The sequence below is a fragment of the Photobacterium minamisatsumaniensis genome (assembly GCF_050336695.1).
GTDB classification, from domain to species: Bacteria; Pseudomonadota; Gammaproteobacteria; order Enterobacterales; family Vibrionaceae; genus Photobacterium; species Photobacterium minamisatsumaniensis.
Map to the genome: position 1 here is coordinate 41,183 of NZ_JAKJSI010000046.1, position 20,649 is coordinate 61,831.

Sequence of the window (20,649 nt, forward strand, 5' to 3'; positions counted from 1 at the left end):
TTGTTGCCAATTTATCTATTGTGAATTACGAAGCTGGTGGAATTGGTAACCCTGCGTCACCTTCTGCGAACAAGGTCGCGCGGACAGATATCGCATCATTCGGTGTTACGGTACCTGTAGGCGGCTGAGTATAAGAAACTGATACCAACATGTCTGGGCTGCCCGCTGCAGTATTCACCTGATCATCTAAAGTGACATCCTGCCCATTAAGTTGAAATTGCAGGTTGTCTGCGTCATAACCACCACTGCCATCAACACCATTGTGTGACACGGCTGCGTTGCGAACCCACCAATTAATCGCATCGGGGTACTGAGTATCTGGATCCAACACCTGCTCGCCATTATCGTCTTTCAATGCAAATGCACGTACAATAATAGGTGTTGATGTAAACGTACCATCGGAATTACCTGTCAGCTTCCCCGCTTGAATTGAATCGCCATTAGGACTACCTAGCGCAATGTCTGAACCAACAAATCCACCGTCAATAGTACCAGACCAAGATATCGTTTGTTCAGCAGCTCCATCTGACGCAATAGCCGGAAGAGCTAAAGTCGAACTAACAATAGCAGCAACAGCAATGGTCAACACTTGCTTTTTCATGTTATTTTTTCCTTTTTTTTTACATAATGTAGTCGGCCATTCCGACAACAATAAATGGGCTTAACGTTCATTCGGTTATTCAAATTGTAAAGTGCTCGACAAAATACAAATTAAATTTGTCAACAGCTCATCACGTTCGATATATAACGAATCTTTGTAAGTGCAACTTGATGCTCCTAACGCTAAAAATAAAGAACGAGAAGGAGGGTCAGGCACCTTGGCAAATACATGCAAGACTTCTGAGTTATAATCTAGCCGCTCTGCTAAATAGCGAAGTAAGCTCATCAGGCTCTTACGATCACGGTATGCAATATGTAATACTCTTAATACGTTTTTATCGTATACATAAGAGATGTACGCCATCGGTATTTCGTTTAAAACCAATACCGCAACCTTTGCTTGTGATAATAAAAGCATTTCTCCCGAACCCCACATCACCTGCGATTCAAGTTGCACGCGATAACGATAAGCAATAGAGTTTTTATCGCTTATATCCGTTATCCAAGTTGCGTTAGCATTTTCTACTGGCAAATTAAATTGACCAAACTGACGTAAACAAAGTCGTTGTAAGTTATTAACAACGGTTTTACGCATAGGTAAATTAGCTTTTAATAATCGCCCCATAACCCCTTCTCCTAAGGCGTCAAGAATTTGCACCATCCGACGTAATGTCGGTGTTATTTGATCCTTCTCCCAACGAGAAAGGGTGACATTATCCACGCCAATCAATTTGGGAGAGGCCTCACTAAGCATCAAGGCAAACTCTTGCTGCGTTAGCCCCTCTTTAAGACGACGATTTCTGATAAAGTCGGAAAAAACAAACACATCGAACCTCATATCCATGAAAAACAATGCTTCATTTACTACTAATTATGTTCGTGAAATAAAAAGCTTTAAATACAAGACACTGAATTAATTATATTAATTAAAACACCAACTTCTGTTTCGAGGCTAATTTTGACGTTTTATGAATACCAATTCATTAGCATCCACACCTTATTCATTAGAACAACTGCCTAATTTCTAATTAAAGGCAAGAGTGTTGAAATACCTAAAAAGCACCTAAACAGCTGTTTTATAGAATAAACATATGTAGTTTAATGCTTGTTAATACCGTTTTTTGAGCACAAAAATTAATTTACGCTCACATTAACCAGATAAGTTATTGGGATGAGTATCACAATTATTTTGAGAGGAAAAAGACAAGCGCCTACAATATTAGGCTAAATTATCAAATTAGAAAGGTAAGTTAGACATTCGGTGGTCAATATAATCGAGAATTAAACATCAACTAAAACAAGAAAATTAAGGGAGAAGTATAGATACAGACAAAAAAATTTCGTCACTAGGAGTTCCTCCATCACTCGCACCTTTTTGTTACAGGCTTCATTTTTTTAATAAAATCAATGATATACTTATTACTCAACAATTTTAACTTATCGATCACAACCACACAATAGTTATACTTTCGACCATTAAGCTCTAAGCTGCCTCCTTCATCACCTTCCTTATACTCATCTGAATATTTAAAAGTTTCATATCCAAGCGCTTTATATACTTCAAGTGCATCAGGGTTAATAATTAATGCTGCTACCCGTTTAATACTCGGGTTGTCTGAAAAATACTTTAAGTCTTGAAGTATATTATCGATGGTAACCTCCATGCTTAAAGAAAACGTACTAGTAATAAAGTATACCAATTCTTTATTTTCAGAATATGGTGTTGCTTTCGTGAAATCTACCTTTTTCCTCTGATACTTATCAAACTCATTATCTTTAAAAAAGAACCCTAAACTGTGTCCCTGTAATTCACCATTATGCGAGGATATATACTTTCGACCATGAATTCGGTTCGTCATTTGATACAAATAAAAATCAACCAAATTTAGCAAACTAGTATCTGTTTTTGTGTGCATCGCTAAATTATGAATACCAGAAAGAATCTGATTATCATTTGCACTTCTCAGTAATGGGAAACACTCTATCGAACTTTCATTCTGATGTTGATGTACATAATTGGCCGTCGATATCATCGAGTGAAAAGACTGATAACGCTTCTGTAACACAGTTTGAACTATATTACTGTCAACTGAAACGTCTAACGACTTAAGAAATGGAAGTAATTCAATCTTTAATATTGATAATATTTTCAGAACTTTATAGACGCTAGGTTGCGTCTTGCCCATTTCCCAACGGCTTATCGATACCACATCAACACCGTGAAGCTCAATATCTGCTTGTTGAAGCCATAGTGCTAACCTTCCCTGTGTCCATTTAAGTTCTTTACGTCTCGCCTTTAGAATTTGAGGAAATAAATTCATTTATTAACTACCTGCCCACAATGCTATTAACTATTTACACAATAACTATAATTCACATTATTTGTAAACGTTCATCAGATATAGGAAAGCATTATCTCTTCTAAAAGTGCAGATTGTAGAGTAATTCCTGCTTTTATTCATATCAATTTAAAGCCGTGACGCTGACAGTAAATACGATATCGAGTTAAGCTTATTCCTATATAAACAAGTGGTTAGCATCAAAACACACGATATAAATATAATTACAACAATACTTTAGCATTCATGAATATGCCCAAAATTAACAGACTTAAGTTTTCTTAAACGGAAAATGATAATTTAACTGACATCAAGTGCAATTTACTCAGTCAATCATAAGTATGATTTGTATAACCATGCAACTTCAAGGTACTGTATTCAGAGAGAAGTTCTTGACTCTACACTAAATATGTAACTCGAAGTCGCTTGGGTAATATTAAGTTAACTAAGTTCAGGTATCAGTAACTTGCTCATCTCGCCCCATGACAGAAAAATCATCAATACTAAATACGTTTCTCCATCAATGCGCGATCCCAGAGGTCACCATTGGGGGCCTGAAAGCCTGTTTCTTCTAAGTACGTTTCAAAGCCTAATGATTCATAGCATCTCTTGGCTCTATGATTATGCTCGAACACCGCTAGGCTCACTTCAACGCAATCAAACTGGCTTTTCGCTTTAATGATGACATCTTCAAGCATGGTGGTTGCAAGCCCACGCCTTCGAAATGGCTCGGCAATGAACACTCGACATAGGCGGTACTGAGTGCTGGATACTTTGAATAGCTCAACAAAACCAATATTCTCACCCTCAATTTTGAATAAATAAGGTGTGATATCTGGTTGGGCGCAATGATTGGCTATTTGCTCAATAGTAAGAGGAAAATCGTATGCAGGACCACCCCATTGATAGTTTAGTTCCGCAGAGTCTATCCACTGAATCAGTTGCTCATAGTCTTTTTCTTTAAACTGCTCTAATACCATAAATTCCCTTTTTCTTGTTTTGCCGCAAATATCCATAAAGTGCGGCATACTCCCGAAGCTTACTTAACTATCTTTAACTCAAGTTACCCTATGATGACAAGTTCAATTCCATAAATAAGCTATTTGGATCAAGCTTATAGTCACCAAAAGGCTGACAGTATGAAAATCCGTACTTCTCATATAAATTACGGGCGGGTTTGAAGAAGTCCATAGAGCCGGTTTCAAGGCTTAACGTTTCATAACCTTGATTGTGAGCCTCACTGATTAGGTGCTCTAGCAATTTCGTTGCAACACCAAGCCCTCGACTACTTTCAGTCGTTCTCATAGACTTAATTTCAGCTTGCTTGGTATTCAATGTTTTTAATGCCACGCACCCCAACACCTCCCCATTATATCGAGCACTCCAAAAAGTGATTGAAGGAGACTTAAGTGCATCTAAATCCAAGGCATGAACACTCTCTGGCGGTGACGTAGCGTACATATCTGCAAGGTGCTCTTCCAGAAGTTGTATTACGCCCTTATCTTCAAGCTTATCTACCGCAATTTGCATGCTTCGCTACCCCCTTTATTTGCAACCGACATATTTCAGTATTTCAACAACCTGTGACGGTGTGGTAGCCCAAGCCTGAGCAGCAGCGTCCACCTCTTTTAATGGATGTACTAATGCTTCACTATGTAACGTGATATAAGGTTTACCCAATGCAGCGCAATAACCAGCATCAAATGCTGCATTCCATTGTTTATATTGATCACCGAAACGAACAACCGCTATATCGCATTTTTCTATCAGTGTTTTAGTTCTGATTGCATTTACTTTCGCTGATTTATGGTCTCGCCAAAAAGAATTGCTTTCTTCACCAAGCACGTCGCCTGCACTATCACTTGTATCATGATCGGTGACCGCAGAAGTAAACACGGCATTTACACCATTGTCCTTACAACCTTGAACAATTTGTTCTCTCCAATCAGTATGAATTTCACCAGACAAGTAAACATTTAATTCCATTTCAAGCTCCTTGTTTTTGTTACAAAGGTATTAACACTTCTATTTTTAACTCATTAAGTAAATGATTACTATAAAATCGCTATTTAATTAACGCTTCAGATTGAATTCGATATAAACAATGGCGCTCTAATGAATGACCCTTGGGTAGCTTGGGGTGATTAAAATCTTGATGAGTGTTATGCATACCAATTTTTTCCATAACCCGCTTTGAAGGCAAGTTTTGTAGAGCGGTGAATGCATATACCTCAGATAGATTAAGCGTATCGAAAGCAAACGCTAATGCGGCTTTCGCCGCCTCTGGAGCAAACCCGTTCCCCCAGCTTGAAGAACTCAAACGCCAGCCAATTTCAACGAGTGGTGCATTTGGAATGCCGCTCTCTTCCTCCTGAAAGTGCAAACCAACAAATCCGAGAAATAGGCCTGTGTTTTTTTGCTCCAACGCCCAAAAGCCCCAACCTTTATCCAAGATGAGACTTTGGAACCGTTCTGCTAATTCATTACTTTCGCGCGCTGAAAGTAATGAAGGAAAATACGTCATTACTTTAGGATCGCGGTTCATTTCAGCAAAAGGTGCAAGATCACTGTCACGCCACTGCCTCAATATAAGCCTATCTGTCTCGATCATGCTTTGCTCCGATTAAGCCTTGAGATGTTAACTGCTCGATGACCAAAATCGTTGCTAATGAACAAGAAGATACATCACCCATATCGAAATAGTTCAGCTCATCAATTTCCGCGTCTGGCTTCAAGTCACCGTTAAAGTCAGAATAGTAGCAAGTCAGTTGTACTGATACGTCACTCGCTTTACCATCAGCCTGAGCAGTGAATGACCCTGCATATTTAATCGTTCTTGGCTCTAAATCGACGGATAATTCTTCTTTGACTTCGCGGACAAGGGCTTGTTCATCGCTTTCGCCAACTTCACGCTTCCCTCCTGGGATATAAAAGAGTTCTTTGCCTTTAGAGCGAACCACTAGCAGTTTGCCATCGTGAATATGTAACCAAGCCAACTTATCAATGACCTTTCCCATTTACAGCACCAATATTTCTTTAGTTTCAATTGCTTAATATCATACGCTACTGCCTTTGATTATGCATTAGAAACAAAAAAGCCCTGCCATTAGACAGAGCTTTAACCATCAGCGTACCCTTTTGATAACTTGGGTCTAGCCTTATACCAACTTAGTTAGATGCAACTAAATAGAGCCGATTAACGTTAGGCGTCACATAAACCATCACTTTCAAACTGACTATACAGCCGCTCAACCACCAGCCAAGCATCATCACCTAGCGACTGTTTTATATAGTTTTCAACGTCGGCACGAATGGTATCGGCAATAAACGATGCTGCGAACATACCTTGATCTAGGCCGATGATTTTATTGGTCACTTCACCTTTATCGTTTACCGCATCAAACCAACCAGCCTCACTCACTATTGCAGGAAAGCGTGTCTCAATATCACTCAGCAATTCTACTGCATGATCCCGATTTATCATGGCATAGAGTGCTGTCGCATGTGGTGTACCAACAGGCTCTTGATAAGTATTTTGATTACGACAAAAATCTTCTGCCATACCATTTACGCCATACTCACTGTAGCGGCTCTCAATAGTTGATGATGATGACAAAAACGGAATACCGTATTCAGACGTATATTCCAATTGTACTGTCGCCATATCATCAAACATCTGGGGTACTGGCACCATTGACTTTTCATTGAACCAAATCGATGGCAACATGCCTTGAAAGTATGCGCCGTTCCACGTCAACATTGGGTGAATGATATCCCCTTGCTGAGTAACATATTCTCCTTGATATAACCCCATATTCGTAAATACGCCTTCTGGAATAGGCGCTACATCATCGTGCGTCAATACCGAAGCCCACAATGGTGCTAAGCGGCTTTCATTCGACTTTCTATCTATCCAATAACTAACATAATCGGGTTGACCATCGCCTGTATCTCGCCAAGCCGCACGTAATAACTCACGCGAGTTATTATCTCGGTCATATAAACCATACCACCCCTGCTTGGTCGCTTTAACCAAGGTGTCAGCGCGAGTTGCGATCTGTGCTAACATTGGATCTTCATGCTCCCAATAGGCCCCAGCAACAGCAGCTAACGAAGAGGTTAGATTCGCCGCATCCACTGCAGATGCAATCGAACGTCCACCGAGAGCTAACTCTCCCGCTTGGATCTGATACATCCAATAGAACAAACCATTCCATTTTGGCGCATTTTCGAGACGGGTAAGCGCATCGTTCAGACGCTGACGCGCAGGCTCTGATCCAGCACGCTCCATCTCCGTCAAAATATTTAAATAAAGGCCAATCGTTGTGCTATTCACAACAGGCCTAGGGACAATTTCACCATCATCCATGATACGAATAAAATCGAAAGGCATACCAGATTGTGGATCAACGCCTACGCCATCTTGAAAATACTGCAAGTTTGTATGCAGCTGCGCGGAGAAGTTATCGGGATAGTGTTGTTCTCCGAAAAATACCTCTGAAATAGGTGACATATTTATGGTCGTAGCCTCTTGAGTAGACACACATCCATAAAGCATAAAAGTACCCATCACGACTGCCAATAACTTATTGCTCTTAATCACAACTTCCTCACCAACTGTTGACCCGTATCACAGCTTCATTCACCGCCACAAGATAGAAACGTTTCATCAAAAACCCGTCTTAATTGGCGTTAATTTAAAAGCCATGTTAATGATTGACGGTAATACAACGGGAATAACTAAAATCACAACTGTCAGAATCTAGACACATAGTATTGAATAGTCTATAAATACTGCATTATCCCTGCATTTTTGGTACGTTAGTTAGAGAAAGGTCACAAGAATAGAAACGTTTATATTTGGTAACTAATACGTCCTTGAACATTGCAACACTCATTACTTCCTGTGTCTTCAAAGTCTGTTCTTTATGTATACAGTCAAAAGTCATATCATTCTGCATAACAACACTTTATTATTATTTTCATAAGCTTAATAAAGGTAAACATGAAGAATGAGTTGGGTTCTATTCACATTTTTTGCTGCTTTTTGCCAATCATGGCGTAACGCACTACAAAGTAAATTAAGCAAAAAACTTGATATCGCAGGCGTTACACTTGCGCGGTTTATTTGGGCAAGCCCATTGGCATTCGTTTACTTGTATGGTCTTTATGAATGGCAACCCGCCGACATACCCAACTTATCGGTGACATCAATCAGCTTTATTCTAAGTGCAGCCATTATGCAAATAGCTGCCACTGCACTCATGGTGGTACTGTTCAAACAGAAAAACTTTGCGATTGGTGCTGGCTTGGCAAAGTGTGAAGCTCCCGTCGCAGCATTATTTGGGGTTTTATTCTTTGGTACAACACTGACCTATTGGGGATGGCTTGGCGTCGGTATTGGTGCTATCGCGGTACTGATTTTAAGCTCACCGGGTAAACTTAATCACATTTCTTTGAAAACAGTCACTATTGGGCTAGCTTGCAGCAGTGCCTTCGCACTAACTTCACTATGGATAAGAGAAGCCAGTCTTAGTTTATCTCTACCCTTCCCTCATAGTGCCGCATGGGTGCTCTTTTTAGTTATTTTTATTCAAACACTCATATTAGTGTCGTACTTACTTATTCGAGACAGGCAAGCACTTCGGTTAATGTTTAAAGAGAGAAAGCTTGTATTGATGACCAGTATCACAAGCTTTTTAGGGTCATTGGGTTGGTTTAGTGCCATGTCGTTGCAAAGTGTGCCTTATGTAAAAACCCTCGGCCAAATTGAAATCTTTTTTATGATGTTAATTTCTGCTTTTTGGCTTAAAGAAAAAACGCAACTTAAAGACTTTTTTGCTTTGGCTCTTGTGGCTATCGCTGCAATTTTAGTGATGTTCCACTAACGACAGATAGCCATCAAATAACCCCGAGAAAAATGCACCTTCAGAAACAGCGTTAACTAACGAAAATGGGGTGGTTTGTGATTCAATATTTTGTGAATATTCAATAATGCAATGTGGCACTCTTTTTCCTTAAAAACTAATAATATGGTGCTTTCTCTAGCTGAAATTATCATAAGGAAACTTAAAGGTATAAAACTACACTGTGTTTTGAATGCATGCTCACAAATATTAGTCCTTTTCCCCCACATGAATTATTAGAAAGCAACCTGACTAAACAGTCAGGTTGCTTTACCCATGAAAACTGTACTTTCTATGTATTCACTCGAATGAGCATTTCATCTTGCTTCGCTGGTGAAAGAACAATTGGGATAGCTTTCGATATCGGTGTATCACTCAAGTCCCCTTTCCCATCAATCGATACTAATGGATTCGTCTCAGGAAAATAGGCCGCAATATTACCTGCTGGAATGTCATAAGCCACAAGCTTGAAACCAAAGACTTTGCGCTCAATTTTATCTGGCCAGAGTGACTCAACATCCACTAAGTCACCCGCTTGTAAACCTAATGCGTCAATATCTCTTTGGTTCACTAACAATACTTTGCGTTCACCTGAAATACCGCGATAGCGATCTTCAAAACCGTATATGGTCGTATTGTATTGATCGTGTGACCGCATTGTTTGTAAAACAAATACAGGGTCTTGGCTTAACTCACGTAAGTTCGCAGGTAACAAATGCACTGGTAGTTGATGAGAATAAAAGTTCGCTTTACTCGTTTGCGTATTCCACCTACGTTCACCAGCACTGTTGCCTAAATAAAAGCCCCCTGGTTGTTGAAGCTTTTCATTAAAGCCTTCAAAACCCGGTATCGCCTTAGCGATAAGATCACGTATTCGAGTATAGTCTTCAATTAAATATGACCAATCGACCACATCACTACCAACAGTCGCTGAGGCAATACCTGCAATAATCGCTGGCTCTGAGCGCATTTCAGCAATGTCACTCTCTACTACACCTGCCGAGGCATGTACCATGCTAAATGAATCTTCCACGGTCACGCTTTGTGGCCCAGCAAGCTGTATATCAATATCTGTTCGCCCTAAACACGGTAAAATAAGAGAATCTCGCCCGGTAATGAGGTGGCTACGATTCAACTTGGTCGCGATATTGACTGTTAATTCACAGCTACTTAATGCTTGTTGAGTTAACTCTGTGTCTGGGCTGGCAGCAGCGAAATTACCGCCGAGACCAATAAAAACCTTACTGTCCCCTGCTAACATAGCTTTAATCGCTTCAACGGCATTATGACCTGCTTCTCGAGGCGGTTCGAATTCGAATACATTGGCCAAATTATCAAGAAAAGCATCGGTCGGTTTTTCATCAATGCCCATAGTTCTGTCACCTTGTACATTACTATGCCCGCGCACTGGACAAAGTCCTGCACCCGGCTTGCCTACCTGACCAAACAAAAGCTGTAAGTTAACGATTTCCTGAATGGTATTAACCGAGTGTTTATGTTGAGTAATACCCATCGCCCAGGTTGTAATGACGTTTTTGGCTTGGCGGTAAATTGTTGCAGCGTCACGTATTTCTGATTCTGATAAGCCAGACTGTTCGACAATATCACTCCAGTCAGTTGCGTTAACCATCGCAAGGTAGTCATTTAATCCTTCGGTATGGCAGGCAATAAAATCACGGTCAAAAATCCCTTTACATCCCGCCGCCAGTTCTTGTTGATCAAACTCATGTAGGGCTTTTACCATACCGCGAACAACAGCCATATCCCCGCCCAACTTAGGCGTGTAGTAAGACTGGCTAATTTCAGTCCCTTTGCCTGAAAGCATTTCTTGGGGCGATTGTGGATTCGTAAAACGCTCTAGGCCTCGCTCTTTTAGCGTGTTAAAACTAACAACAGCAGCTCCCCGGCGTGAAGCCTGCCGCAGAGTGTCTAGCATTCGAGGGTGGTTGGTACCGGGGTTTTGCCCAAAAACAAAAATGGCATCAGCAAATTCAAAATCATCAATTGTAATGGTCCCTTTTCCAGTACCTATCGCTTGTTTTAGTGCTACTCCACTCGCTTCATGACACATGTTGGAGCAATCTGGAAAGTTATTTGTCCCAAACTGACGAACAAACAACTGATATAAAAATGCCGCTTCATTGCTAGCACGGCCTGATGTATAAAACTCAGCTTGATGCGGGCTTTCTAGTGCATTTAAGTGCTTAGCGATAAGTGTAAAAGCTTGTTCCCATGTCACTTCTTCATAGCAGTCAGTCTCACAATTGTATTTTACAGGATGACTGAGTCGGCCTTGGTATTCCAGAAAGTAATCACTTTGCTTCATCAACCACGAAACGGGGTGTTCCTTGAAAAAATCAGGGGTTACACGACGGCTAGTCGCTTCCCAGTTAACTGCTTTTGCACCATTTTCACAAAACTTAAAATGCCCCTTTTCGTCATTCTCGCCCCATGCACAACCAGGACAATCAAAGCCGTGATCTTGGTTAGTTTTAAGCAAGTTTCGAATATTACGACTTACATTTTCGCTTTTGACCAAATGCTTTGTGGTGCTAAGCAGCGCTCCCCATCCACCTGCTGAACCTGAATATTGTTTAACTGTCATTACTCTTCCCTGTTGTTCATTTTATTTTTTGCAGGCGTAATCGAAACGCACCGTGGTATACATTAAATCGGCCGTGTTGGCTGAAGCCAATCAAGGTAAGGTTAAACCGTTTGGCGAGATTCAGTGCTAGGCTTGAAGGTGCACCCACCGCAACCAATACAGGTACACCAGCAACAAGTACCTTCTGCACCAATTCAAAACTTATACGGCTACTCAGCATAATGACTTTTCCATTCTGGCAAAGTTCAGGTCGCTTTGAACGTTTACCTAATAGCTTATCAAGCGCATTATGACGACCTATATCCTCACTACTTTCAAGTAGTTCCCCGTTTTGATTGAATAGCCCACAACCATGTACTCCACCCGTAATACTAAAAAGGTGTTGCTGAGAACGTAGTGCTTTGGATAGCGATGTAATTGCTTGTACAGATAACCAATGTGGCTGTTCATCTAATGATGGGATATTGCGAAGCTCAAGCGATTGCATGGATGACTTACCGCACACACCACAGCTTGAGAACGAGGTTGTTTCACGGCTAATACTTGACCAATCAATTCTTATTCCTGCATCAAGACGAACAGTGATTTCATTCGGCTGAATCTCATCGTCGTCTAGCTGATCATTTATCCCTACCACATCTGTAGCATGCTGAATGATCCCCTCTGATAATAACAAGCCAATAACTAGGTGCTGATCATCACCAGGCGTTCTCATCGTGACAAGATATACACGCTCTTTTGGTATACCATCTAAATCAGTGTATATCAGGCTAATTTGTAGCGGCTCTTCAATAATGACAGAGTCGATAGACAAAGTAACATCTCGACCTTGTACTTGCTGCCTTGAACAAGCCATAACACTGCTAGCATGCTCATAAATTTTAATTGACGCTAGATGATTAAATTCTTCATGATGAGGCCGTATAGCCTGATTATACCGGATTCCTGTATCATCCTGATCACTTTCCCTGCTTGGCATATGGCCACACCACTCCGCACTGGTATTTATAATTAAAGAGGTTGGCCCTCTCAATTGGCATTATTTACTACACATTAACAAAACAATTTTGCAACATCTAGCGTGATTTCTATTTGTTCTAGACTTCGCATCATGGGTCACACTTTTGGTATGCCATAATACAATGAGTTCAAAGGAGGGAGATAAAAGCGTGTGAGAGAGGTAAAAACGCCTGAAAGACACTAGGCGTTTAACGCTAAATTTCAGTCAACTATCTATCGACAATTAGATTAAAAATTATCAAAGGTAAGTATTAAGTTGAGCGAGAGTCGCATCGGCACTTTCGTAGTTGATTGGAACCTCTATATAGCGATGACCTTTTTCAACAATTAGAGAAGGGAAGCTATTACCGCCAATCGACCGTGCGAATGCTAACTCCTCAAGTAACAAGTCCTGTGTGCGATTAGATAAAAATTCAGCCTTGAACATGGCACTATCTAATCCAAGATCTTCCGCTAAGCTAATCAAGATAGCATCATGGCTGGGGTTTTTAGCTTCTAGGTAATAGGCTTTTTGTATTGCCTCTAGCATTATTAACTCCGCGCCTTGAGAGCGTGCCGCGATAATGGCACGACACGATGGATACGTTGAGCGACGTGGTGTATTTTTAGTCCAAAAGTCATGATTAAACGGAGTGCCAAGGTACTGTTCAATTTTCTTCCAGTAAGACGCTATTTGTACCTGCATAGCTTCTGGCATAGGTGTATCAGAATCAGGCGCTAACCCACCCAGCACGTATACGACCTCGACGTGATCAGACAACGCCTCTCTTATTTTGTCCCAAGTCGGTTTATAACCCCAGCACCAAGAACACATTGGATCGTATACATAGTAGAGTTTTATTTTTGCAGCTGACATATTTCAAATCCGTGAATAATTTTCATCCAAACTACCAAACATACCCAAGTGACTTCAAGGTGCAGGACTCAGAGGATATCAGCCTAACACCAATGCTATTCAATACCGAACAACGCTGTACTTAGAGACCAAAGTTTAAGCAAAAAAGCGTCTTATAATAGCTGCCCAGGCAGCTTGGTTTTTCATCATCTAAACCCAAAACGGTTGTAATACCAACAACTTGAACTGACTGTGGCAGAATTCACGTTCAATTTGAAAATTAAACTATACAAATACGATATAGCTGTTATTATCTCTCTCGCTCTGTTGTTCAGAGAGTTATTAAATGCAACATAAAGTACAAGTTAAACTTATGGTTACATCCACGTTATCGTTTTTGTATCTCAGTGTTTCCCTTATATTTAGCGTAACATTCGATAATTCAACTGCTTAGCAGCTTGCATTTTAGCGATTTTTTAATTAATGAATTTATAAGGGACATAACATGTCTAACTCAAGCACTGGTATCGTAAAGTGGTTCAACGAAGAGAAAGGTTTCGGTTTTATCACTCAAGATAACGGCGGCGCTGACGTATTTGTTCACTTCCGTGCAATCGCATCTGAAGGCTTCAAAACTCTAGCTGAAGGTCAGAAAGTTTCTTTCGACCTAGAGCAAGGCCAAAAAGGCCCACAAGCAGCTAACGTTGTTGCTTTATAATTAGAAGTTTTATCTTCTAAAGAAAATGCTGGCTAAGGCCGGCATTTTTTATGCCTATCGTTTTATCCAAAGTAGCCTCTTCAAAGTAAATGCTTCCTGTTGAGCAATCACTATAAGCTGTCGTCGCCGTTTTATTTATAAATAGTTGGGCTCAATAAATTTACTGAACCCATATCATACGTAATGCCAACCCCGTTATCGTTAAATACCGAGGCCATTAACGCCACAGTCGTTTGTTATACCCTAGCCTTTATTTGGCTACTGAATATTGGCTACTGAAACAAGTTAAGGCCGAACGCTCGTTTAACGCTGCCAAGCACCTGATTTGATTCATCTTGTGACTTTTCGCTACCAGCTCGAAGAATTCCAATTAATTGTGCTTTATCTGAAATGAATGTTTCTCTACGCTCTCTAATTGGCTTTAAAAGCTCCTGCAAACATTCCTCAAGAATTTTTTTGGTTGTTCCATCGCCCAAACCTCCTTTTTGATACCTCGCCTTTAGCTCTTCAACATAATCAGAATCAGGATGAAATGCGTCTAGATATGTGAAAACAATATTCCCCTCAATTTGTCCTGGGTCTTCAACTGCTAAGTGATTAGGATCGGTATACATTGATTTGACCGCCGTTGATATATCCTTCTCGCTAGAGCTCAGAAGGATACAGTTCCCCATTGATTTAGACATTTTACTTTTGCCATCCGGACTTGGTAAGCGAGGAACTTTGCTTAATAACGGTCGACATTCAACTAAAATATCTTCTTGAGCGATATTATTTAGCTTTCTCACGATTTCGTTTGTTTGCTCAATCATCGGTAATTGATCATCTCCAACGGGGATGATTGTGGCTCGGAATGCTGTAATATCAGCGGCTTGGCTAATCGGATACGTTAAGAACCCCGTTGGAATTGAGCCTCCAAATGACTTACCTGCGATTTCATTTTTAACGGTTGGGTTTCTCTGTAATCTAGCAACAGACACTAAATTTGAGTAATACATTGTCAATTCAGATAAGGCGGGAATTGCGGACTGCAAACAAATGGTTGTTTTTCGAGGATCAATGCCAACGGCTAAATAATCAGCAACAACATTCAAAATATTTGAAGATACTTTATGTGGATTATGACCGTTATCAGTTAAACCTTGTAAATCGGCAACCAAGATAGTTTGTTCATAGTCGTTCTGTAACACTACTCTTTGCTGAAGAGAGCCAACAAAGTGCCCAAGATGCAACTGCCCTGTTGCTCGGTCACCGGTTAATACTTTTTCTTTTTTAGTGGTATGTCTTTGATTATGCATAATATGACTCCTAACTGTACCATCGGAGACATAAAATGCGTTATTCATAAGCAGTCTTCCGACGGCTTTGAATAAATGTGATTCAGCGCCGCTCTATGAAATAGAGCGCCACCATGAAACTGAGATTAAATTAAACGTTTGATTTATTTGCATGTATTAAACCTACCACTCTCCAAACAACGATTCAAGCTGCGTTTATCTTATTCATATAAACACAAAACCACCGAGAGTATGCGTTAGCTTTATGGTTAAGTTTCAAACTAACTACTTAGCCGAATGATTAAGTTGCAACAAATCCCACTTATTACCGTATAAGTCTTGAAATACCACTACAGTTCCATAGGCTTCTACTCGTGGTTCTTCGTTGAATACCACATCATTCGCTTTCATGTGATTGTAGTCACGCCAAAAGTCATTAGTTTGTAGAAATAAGAACACACGCCCACCAGTTTGATTACCAACTGATTTTAGCTGCTCATCGTTGCTTGCCTGAGCCAGTAGTAAATTTGTACCATTTGAATTAGGTGGAGATACTTGTACCCAACGTTTCCCACCACCAAGATCTGTGTCTTCAATGAGCTTGAATTGTAGTTTCTGGGTATAAAATGCAATGGCATCATCGTAATTTTCGACAACCAAAGCAATGTTACCGATTTGCTGCTGAATAGGATTAGTCATAGTTAGCGCTACCGTTTCTTAATTTCAACAAGCGATGCTTTCTTTACGTACTTGGCTGTCACCAATATTTCACCTGCACCATCCACTTTACAGTCTAATTGATGATCCTTGCCTTCAATAATGCGCTTAATTACTGCTTTTGTACCAATTTTTAGGTTAAGGGAGCTACCTTTAACTTTCAGATCTTTTACTAATGTGACTTTATCACCCTGCTCCAACAGTTTTCCATTGATGTCTTTTACCGTAAATTGGTTCTCAGCTTCTTCCAACGGATTCCATTCGTGACCGCACTCTGGGCAGATTAGATTATTTTGATCTTGGTAAACAAATTCAGATTTACAGTTTAAGCAAGGAGGTAAGGACATCGATTATTACTTCTTTAAGTTAGTCTGACGCATATAGTAATGGGTCTTTTCTAAGTTGGCGAGCGCATTGTTAGTGCATTGAAACTAAATGATTACACTTCGCCCTGTAGGAAGATGCTCGAGATGGTCACCAAGTACATCTTTGAGTATCCCATATGCTTTTTTACCGGTGCAATGGCCAGTATAAAGTTTATCTATTGGATAGTTCTGTAGCACTCGTCCTATCGCCTCAACCTCTTCTCTAGTTCCACCAATACCATTAAACATTGGTAAGCCAACCAAATGGAAACCTCCAACAACAGCCTTAATCCTTGTCTTCGGGAAAAGTTCTACAGCCGTTTCAACCATATTTAGAACACCGCTATGAGCACAACCAGTAAATATTATCAGTCCATCGGTTTCTTTGATAATAAGAAGTAGTTCATGGTCGAATTTATCTGGCTTATAGCCCTGCCCCGAATTAGTGAATAAGTATTTATTCCCTGGCGGCCTTTGATACCTATTGCTTATGTTTGTAACAACAAAAATATTAGGAAGTATCTCTGTTGTTTCATTGACGAAAGTTATTCGTCCCTGTGCTTTGCTTAATAAGTTCTTATCGAGGCCAACATTGCTCTTAAAACCAAACGCTCTGAAACAATAGTCAGTTTCTCTACACTCTCGAAAATACACCGGAGCTTTAGAGTTACTATCGAAAAAGTAACTAACACCATTACAATGATCATGATGTCGATGAGAGATAACCGCAGCATCAACGTCTTGAATGTCAATATTCAGCAAAGCAGCATTATCACAAAATGCTCTACCATTACCCGCATCAAACAATACCTGTTTACCCATTGTCTTCACATGAAGAGACAACCCCCTTTCAACCGCTAGGTCAGGCCTGTTATCTAGTCGAGTGTTATCAACTAAAGCTGTAAGTTTCATGATCACCTTATGATATTGACAGTCTGCTCTGCATTTATTGCCTTGTTAGGCATGCCTAATCCAATTATCCGTTTCTTTTCACTTTTTATTCACACTACATACCTTATAAACAAATGATTAAAGTTTTGGAGGTTATATGAAAACTATCGCAGCATACTCTATTGGCATTATCATTATTTCTGCAAGCGGATTCTTTGGGCTGAAAACGTATACTAACAGTCAGTTTGGTGAACCAAACTTAGCCAATGGCAAAGCACATTTTGCAAACAACTGTGCTGTTTGCCACGGTAATAAAGGGCTTGGTAATGGTGTTATGGCCAATAACCTAGCAGTTAGTCCAGATAATATCTATGAAGAACTTACCAATCCTTTCGGCTTCAAAAGTGAGCTAATCAGTTCTGTTCTAAGTGGTGATAATGGCCAAAATGGCTTGATGCCAGCATTTAAGGGCATACTTTCAGAAAAAGATATCAATGATATTTTCGGTTACATCGAAAGCATTAACTGATTCAAAACGACGCCAAATACTCTGTTACACGATTATTTGAGCCGCCGCAGAAAACTCAAACCGCTAACCATATATCATCGAGGGTTCAACAACTCAAGATGGTGGTATTATGGCAGAAGCAATAGCGCAAATACTGATTATTTTTGGTAACCAACTCGCGTATAGGGTTGGTAAGTTAGTCATTATAATTCTAACCATTGGTAAACTTTCAATTGAGCCATTACCCAAAAACTACCCTGCGAATTTTGTTCAAGTGTTCGATGACGAAAAAGTCACTCCTGTAAAAAATGCTGCTAACTATTCTGCATCACATACTATGGCGATTTTTATTGGCTACTTTGTGATTTTAGCCGCGTTTAGTACTGTGCTATATACCTTCCGAGATTTCTTTATCAGCACCAAGATATCAGTGAGCGAGGGCTAAAGTATAACGAGCTAGGTATTTAGCCTAGCTCGGAACTATAAACTCAAAAATATGCGGTTTGTGCCTAGCGACGTCTGCTTGGCAGCATATCGGTCATTGAACCTTCAACCAACTCTGCGGCAAACGCGAAGGTTTCAGCCAACGTTGGGTGAGCATGTACCGTATGCGCGATGTCTTTTGCTCTACCACCAAGTTCGAGGACTGCAGCAGCTTCGTGAATGAGTTCACCCGCGTTATCGCCACAAATACCAGCCCCCAGCAATACGCCTGACTCTTTATCAAATAGCGCTTTAGTCACCCCATTGGTGGCACCAACACTTTGTGCGCGCCCACTGACAAGCCACGGCACTTTACCAAGACTATAATCAATGCCCTGCAGTTTTGCTTCTTTCTCTGTCAAACCTACCCAAGCCACTTCTGGACTGGTGTAGGCCACTGACGGGATCGCCGCTGGGTGGAACATAGCATCCATCCCTGAAATGACTTCTGCGGCAACCTTACCTTCGTGGCTCGCCTTATGAGCTAACATTGGCCCTTTAACAATATCGCCAATAGCATAGATATGTGGCAGCGACGTCTGCATCCTGTCGTTGACTTCAATAAGTCCTTGCTCACTAAGCGCAACACCGATGCTTTCCAGCCCAAGACTCGAAGTATTTGGCCTACGGCCAACAGCAACTAATACAGCATCAAAAATGGCGCTCTCTGGGGCTTTTTTACCGTCAAAAGAAACAACAATGCCATCAGGCTTTGCTTCCATATCAGTCACTTTGGTTTTGGTTAGCAGCTGGTAAGTCTTTTTCGTCGCTTTAACCAGAGGCTGGACAACGTCTTTATCTGCAGCAGGAATAATTTGGTCTTGTGCCTCTACAATCGTAATCTCTGAACCTAGCGCCGAGTACACCTGTGCCATTTCCAACCCAATGATACCACCACCAATAATTAGCAGTTTTTCAGGGATACTTGGTAAAGTCAGCGCATCAGTCGAATCCCACACACGAGGATCATTTGGCGCCATAGGCAATTTAACGGAGTGAGAGCCCGTCGCAATGATGGCATGTTTGAAGTTAACGCTTTGCTCTGTGTCTGCAATAACTGAAAGCGTGTTCTCCCCAGTGAATTGGCCTTCACCTTGAATTCGAACGACTTTTCTCGCTTTACATAAGTTAGCTATACCTTTGGTCAGCTCAGAGATCGTTCCCTCTTTATGGGCTCGCAGTGCATCAATATCAACATTGGGCTTGGTAAAGGATATCCCCATGCTCGCCCCATGCTTGGCATGCTCAATAAGCGACGCTGCATGAAGCAGGGTCTTAGAAGGAATGCAGCCCACATTGACACATACGCCACCCAACGTTTCACGCTTTTCTACTATGCATACCGACAAGCCAAGATCTGCCGCTCTAAAAGCCGCAGTATACCCACCGGGTCCACCACCGAGTACAACAACATCTACGTTGATAGATTCCGCCATCAAAACTCCCTCTCAAACTAGTTAATCACGTGATTTATAGATATAAGCAGCATAACGTGCCACTCATTAACAGCTTTACCCTAGACAGAGGCAAAAATACATCGCAAATTTGTAATATCCGATGTTGGCTCACTTTATTTAGAAAGCTCACTACCAATATGTGTACCAGTTCAATGTTTTGTCTTCCATTCAACGGGCAAAAGAAGACATGCTACGGCCGGAATATTTGTTATATTTTACTGACCTATGATTGCCAACTTTACGACAGTAAAGCCTATTCCCCCCCCAGCAGAACACCCAATCAAAAACTGACAACGCTACTGACATATTACCAAAATAGCAGAGGCTAAATTTCAAAACTAAATATCAAAACTAAATATAAAAGGCTAAACTGAATTTAGAGTATCTCGCGTTGACAGCTTACTTGAATCGCTTATGATATTTTGGATTCAGGCTTTAGCTGTTTGATAGCAACCACTACGAATCTCACAATTGAAGAATAAAGTATCACTTGAAAAGCAAAAGCTAAGATAGGACCAACTTGCTTGAGTTCCTCTATATGTGAAAGCCAATAAATAAGCCAAACCATAGCAACGATAAAAGATAGGTAATGTGACACTTTTGTCGCCTTAATAATCCTAACTAGAACACTGCGTTCCCTTATATACAAAGCAAATGTTAAAGCCAAAATGACCACTACTGTTATTAATGAATTAAACTCAATGAACATTGATATATGCATGGACTCTCCCGTGAAATTATCATTCACACCTATTAGATAACGAACTGAACGGCCAACTAATATAAGCAATGAAATCAGTTTTATTTACAACTAATTTGAGTCTTATCCGCAGGCTCAAAACTTCAGGCTAAGCTAACGTAAATTATAAGGTTTCACAATCCGAAAACTTTATTTTACTTACTGTAATGTAAGTAAAAATGTCCAATT

Annotated in this window: 23 protein-coding genes; 4 read left to right on the plus strand and 19 right to left on the minus strand. The window is 40.5% G+C overall.

Features of this window, described 5'->3' with window-relative positions; all coding sequences use genetic code 11:
• Positions 1 to 25: 25 nt before the first annotated feature.
• From L4D78_RS22555 to L4D78_RS22595, 9 genes are all read right to left on the minus strand, one after another.
• On the minus strand, positions 26 to 601 hold the full coding sequence (locus L4D78_RS22555) for a hypothetical protein (protein ID WP_428469006.1): 576 nt from the start codon (positions 599 to 601) through the stop codon (positions 26 to 28).
• Between the two features lie 75 nt (positions 602 to 676).
• Positions 677 to 1,426 carry a helix-turn-helix domain-containing protein gene (locus L4D78_RS22560; RefSeq protein WP_428469007.1) on the minus strand — a complete coding sequence of 250 codons (750 nt, stop codon included), beginning with the start codon at positions 1,424 to 1,426 and terminating at the stop codon, positions 677 to 679.
• Between the two features lie 535 nt (positions 1,427 to 1,961).
• Complete coding sequence (locus L4D78_RS22565; protein ID WP_428469008.1) at positions 1,962 to 2,921, minus strand: helix-turn-helix domain-containing protein; 960 nt, start codon at positions 2,919 to 2,921, stop codon at positions 1,962 to 1,964.
• Positions 2,922 to 3,442: 521 nt separating this feature from the next.
• A complete protein-coding gene (locus L4D78_RS22570) occupies positions 3,443 to 3,919 on the minus strand; it encodes a GNAT family N-acetyltransferase (RefSeq protein ID WP_428469009.1) in 477 nt (158 codons plus the stop codon).
• An 88-nt stretch (positions 3,920 to 4,007) separates the two neighbouring features.
• Positions 4,008 to 4,469 carry a GNAT family N-acetyltransferase gene (locus L4D78_RS22575; protein ID WP_428469010.1) on the minus strand — a complete coding sequence of 154 codons (462 nt, stop codon included), beginning with the start codon at positions 4,467 to 4,469 and terminating at the stop codon, positions 4,008 to 4,010.
• Positions 4,470 to 4,484: 15 nt separating this feature from the next.
• Positions 4,485 to 4,925 carry a YtoQ family protein gene (locus L4D78_RS22580; RefSeq protein WP_428469011.1) on the minus strand — a complete coding sequence of 147 codons (441 nt, stop codon included), beginning with the start codon at positions 4,923 to 4,925 and terminating at the stop codon, positions 4,485 to 4,487.
• A gap of 79 nt (positions 4,926 to 5,004) precedes the next feature.
• Positions 5,005 to 5,550 (minus strand): GNAT family N-acetyltransferase, encoded by a 546-nt coding sequence (locus L4D78_RS22585; protein WP_428469012.1) that lies wholly within the window; start codon positions 5,548 to 5,550, stop codon positions 5,005 to 5,007.
• Positions 5,534 to 5,956: an NUDIX hydrolase gene (locus L4D78_RS22590; RefSeq protein WP_428469013.1), complete on the minus strand. Its 423-nt coding sequence runs from the start codon at positions 5,954 to 5,956 to the stop codon at positions 5,534 to 5,536. Before L4D78_RS22590 ends, L4D78_RS22585 begins: the two co-directional genes overlap by 17 nt.
• 185 nt (positions 5,957 to 6,141) lie before the next feature.
• Positions 6,142 to 7,542, minus strand: a complete 1,401-nt coding sequence (locus L4D78_RS22595; protein ID WP_428469014.1) for a hypothetical protein — start codon at positions 7,540 to 7,542, stop codon at positions 6,142 to 6,144.
• A gap of 409 nt (positions 7,543 to 7,951) precedes the next feature.
• Between L4D78_RS22595 and L4D78_RS22600 the strand changes: the two genes are divergently transcribed.
• Positions 7,952 to 8,827, plus strand: coding sequence for a multidrug transporter (locus tag L4D78_RS22600; protein WP_428469015.1), 876 nt, complete (start codon positions 7,952 to 7,954; stop codon positions 8,825 to 8,827).
• Here L4D78_RS22600 and L4D78_RS22605 read toward each other — a convergent pair.
• From L4D78_RS22605 to L4D78_RS22620, 4 genes are all read right to left on the minus strand, one after another.
• Complete coding sequence (locus L4D78_RS22605; protein WP_428469016.1) at positions 8,810 to 8,947, minus strand: hypothetical protein; 138 nt, start codon at positions 8,945 to 8,947, stop codon at positions 8,810 to 8,812. The two genes, L4D78_RS22600 and L4D78_RS22605, sit on opposite strands and share 18 nt — an antisense overlap.
• A 190-nt stretch (positions 8,948 to 9,137) precedes the next feature.
• Positions 9,138 to 11,450 carry an FdhF/YdeP family oxidoreductase gene (locus tag L4D78_RS22610; RefSeq protein ID WP_428469017.1) on the minus strand — a complete coding sequence of 771 codons (2,313 nt, stop codon included), beginning with the start codon at positions 11,448 to 11,450 and terminating at the stop codon, positions 9,138 to 9,140.
• A 16-nt stretch (positions 11,451 to 11,466) separates the two neighbouring features.
• Positions 11,467 to 12,429, minus strand: a complete 963-nt coding sequence (fdhD, locus tag L4D78_RS22615) for a formate dehydrogenase accessory sulfurtransferase FdhD (RefSeq protein ID WP_428469018.1) — start codon at positions 12,427 to 12,429, stop codon at positions 11,467 to 11,469.
• 279 nt (positions 12,430 to 12,708) lie between these two features.
• Entirely contained in the window at positions 12,709 to 13,326 is a 618-nt protein-coding gene (locus L4D78_RS22620) for a DsbA family protein (RefSeq protein ID WP_428469019.1), read from the minus strand.
• 484 nt (positions 13,327 to 13,810) lie between these two features.
• Between L4D78_RS22620 and cspE the strand changes: the two genes are divergently transcribed.
• Complete coding sequence (cspE, locus tag L4D78_RS22625) at positions 13,811 to 14,023, plus strand: transcription antiterminator/RNA stability regulator CspE (RefSeq protein WP_428458199.1); 213 nt, start codon at positions 13,811 to 13,813, stop codon at positions 14,021 to 14,023.
• A 272-nt stretch (positions 14,024 to 14,295) separates the two neighbouring features.
• On the opposite strand, the gene trpS is transcribed toward cspE, so the two are convergent.
• The 4 genes from trpS to L4D78_RS22645 form a co-directional block, all read right to left on the minus strand.
• Entirely contained in the window at positions 14,296 to 15,321 is a 1,026-nt protein-coding gene (gene trpS / locus L4D78_RS22630; protein WP_428469020.1) for a tryptophan--tRNA ligase, read from the minus strand.
• 264 nt (positions 15,322 to 15,585) lie between these two features.
• Complete coding sequence (locus L4D78_RS22635) at positions 15,586 to 15,999, minus strand: VOC family protein (RefSeq protein WP_428469021.1); 414 nt, start codon at positions 15,997 to 15,999, stop codon at positions 15,586 to 15,588.
• 8 nt (positions 16,000 to 16,007) lie between these two features.
• The gene (locus tag L4D78_RS22640) at positions 16,008 to 16,364 is read right to left on the minus strand and encodes a zinc ribbon domain-containing protein YjdM (RefSeq protein WP_428469022.1); all 357 of its coding nucleotides are present in this window, start codon (positions 16,362 to 16,364) and stop codon (positions 16,008 to 16,010) included.
• Between the two features lie 84 nt (positions 16,365 to 16,448).
• Positions 16,449 to 17,294, minus strand: a complete 846-nt coding sequence (locus L4D78_RS22645) for an MBL fold metallo-hydrolase (RefSeq protein WP_428469023.1) — start codon at positions 17,292 to 17,294, stop codon at positions 16,449 to 16,451.
• A 136-nt stretch (positions 17,295 to 17,430) separates the two neighbouring features.
• Between L4D78_RS22645 and L4D78_RS22650 the strand changes: the two genes are divergently transcribed.
• On the plus strand, positions 17,431 to 17,802 hold the full coding sequence (locus tag L4D78_RS22650; RefSeq protein ID WP_428469024.1) for a c-type cytochrome: 372 nt from the start codon (positions 17,431 to 17,433) through the stop codon (positions 17,800 to 17,802).
• 109 nt (positions 17,803 to 17,911) lie between these two features.
• Complete coding sequence (locus L4D78_RS22655) at positions 17,912 to 18,226, plus strand: hypothetical protein (RefSeq protein WP_428469025.1); 315 nt, start codon at positions 17,912 to 17,914, stop codon at positions 18,224 to 18,226.
• A gap of 64 nt (positions 18,227 to 18,290) precedes the next feature.
• Here L4D78_RS22655 and lpdA read toward each other — a convergent pair whose 3' ends face one another.
• Together lpdA and L4D78_RS22665 are read right to left on the minus strand one after the other, a co-directional pair.
• The gene (gene lpdA, locus L4D78_RS22660) at positions 18,291 to 19,700 is read right to left on the minus strand and encodes a dihydrolipoyl dehydrogenase (protein WP_428469026.1); all 1,410 of its coding nucleotides are present in this window, start codon (positions 19,698 to 19,700) and stop codon (positions 18,291 to 18,293) included.
• A gap of 433 nt (positions 19,701 to 20,133) precedes the next feature.
• Entirely contained in the window at positions 20,134 to 20,442 is a 309-nt protein-coding gene (locus tag L4D78_RS22665) for a hypothetical protein (protein ID WP_428469027.1), read from the minus strand.
• Positions 20,443 to 20,649: the final 207 nt, after the last annotated feature.

What these genes read in the sequence shown, in the direction of transcription:
- lpdA (WP_428469026.1), bottom strand. Translation starts at nt 19,700, where the DNA reads ATGGCGGAATCTATCAACGTAGATGTTGTTGTACTCGGTGGTGGACCC.
- L4D78_RS22575 (WP_428469010.1), bottom strand. Translation starts at nt 4,469, where the DNA reads ATGCAAATTGCGGTAGATAAGCTTGAAGATAAGGGCGTAATACAACTT.
- L4D78_RS22585 (WP_428469012.1), bottom strand. Translation starts at nt 5,550, where the DNA reads ATGATCGAGACAGATAGGCTTATATTGAGGCAGTGGCGTGACAGTGAT.
- L4D78_RS22555 (WP_428469006.1), bottom strand. Translation starts at nt 601, where the DNA reads ATGAAAAAGCAAGTGTTGACCATTGCTGTTGCTGCTATTGTTAGTTCG.
- L4D78_RS22620 (WP_428469019.1), bottom strand. Translation starts at nt 13,326, where the DNA reads ATGTCAGCTGCAAAAATAAAACTCTACTATGTATACGATCCAATGTGT.
- L4D78_RS22635 (WP_428469021.1), bottom strand. Translation starts at nt 15,999, where the DNA reads ATGACTAATCCTATTCAGCAGCAAATCGGTAACATTGCTTTGGTTGTC.
- fdhD (WP_428469018.1), bottom strand. Translation starts at nt 12,429, where the DNA reads ATGCCAAGCAGGGAAAGTGATCAGGATGATACAGGAATCCGGTATAAT.
- L4D78_RS22640 (WP_428469022.1), bottom strand. Translation starts at nt 16,364, where the DNA reads ATGTCCTTACCTCCTTGCTTAAACTGTAAATCTGAATTTGTTTACCAA.
- L4D78_RS22580 (WP_428469011.1), bottom strand. Translation starts at nt 4,925, where the DNA reads ATGGAATTAAATGTTTACTTGTCTGGTGAAATTCATACTGATTGGAGA.
- L4D78_RS22610 (WP_428469017.1), bottom strand. Translation starts at nt 11,450, where the DNA reads ATGACAGTTAAACAATATTCAGGTTCAGCAGGTGGATGGGGAGCGCTG.
- L4D78_RS22645 (WP_428469023.1), bottom strand. Translation starts at nt 17,294, where the DNA reads ATGAAACTTACAGCTTTAGTTGATAACACTCGACTAGATAACAGGCCT.
- L4D78_RS22570 (WP_428469009.1), bottom strand. Translation starts at nt 3,919, where the DNA reads ATGGTATTAGAGCAGTTTAAAGAAAAAGACTATGAGCAACTGATTCAG.
- L4D78_RS22655 (WP_428469025.1), top strand. Translation starts at nt 17,912, where the DNA reads ATGGCAGAAGCAATAGCGCAAATACTGATTATTTTTGGTAACCAACTC.
- trpS (WP_428469020.1), bottom strand. Translation starts at nt 15,321, where the DNA reads ATGCATAATCAAAGACATACCACTAAAAAAGAAAAAGTATTAACCGGT.
- L4D78_RS22600 (WP_428469015.1), top strand. Translation starts at nt 7,952, where the DNA reads ATGAGTTGGGTTCTATTCACATTTTTTGCTGCTTTTTGCCAATCATGG.
- cspE (WP_428458199.1), top strand. Translation starts at nt 13,811, where the DNA reads ATGTCTAACTCAAGCACTGGTATCGTAAAGTGGTTCAACGAAGAGAAA.
- L4D78_RS22650 (WP_428469024.1), top strand. Translation starts at nt 17,431, where the DNA reads ATGAAAACTATCGCAGCATACTCTATTGGCATTATCATTATTTCTGCA.
- L4D78_RS22565 (WP_428469008.1), bottom strand. Translation starts at nt 2,921, where the DNA reads ATGAATTTATTTCCTCAAATTCTAAAGGCGAGACGTAAAGAACTTAAA.
- L4D78_RS22590 (WP_428469013.1), bottom strand. Translation starts at nt 5,956, where the DNA reads ATGGGAAAGGTCATTGATAAGTTGGCTTGGTTACATATTCACGATGGC.
- L4D78_RS22665 (WP_428469027.1), bottom strand. Translation starts at nt 20,442, where the DNA reads ATGCATATATCAATGTTCATTGAGTTTAATTCATTAATAACAGTAGTG.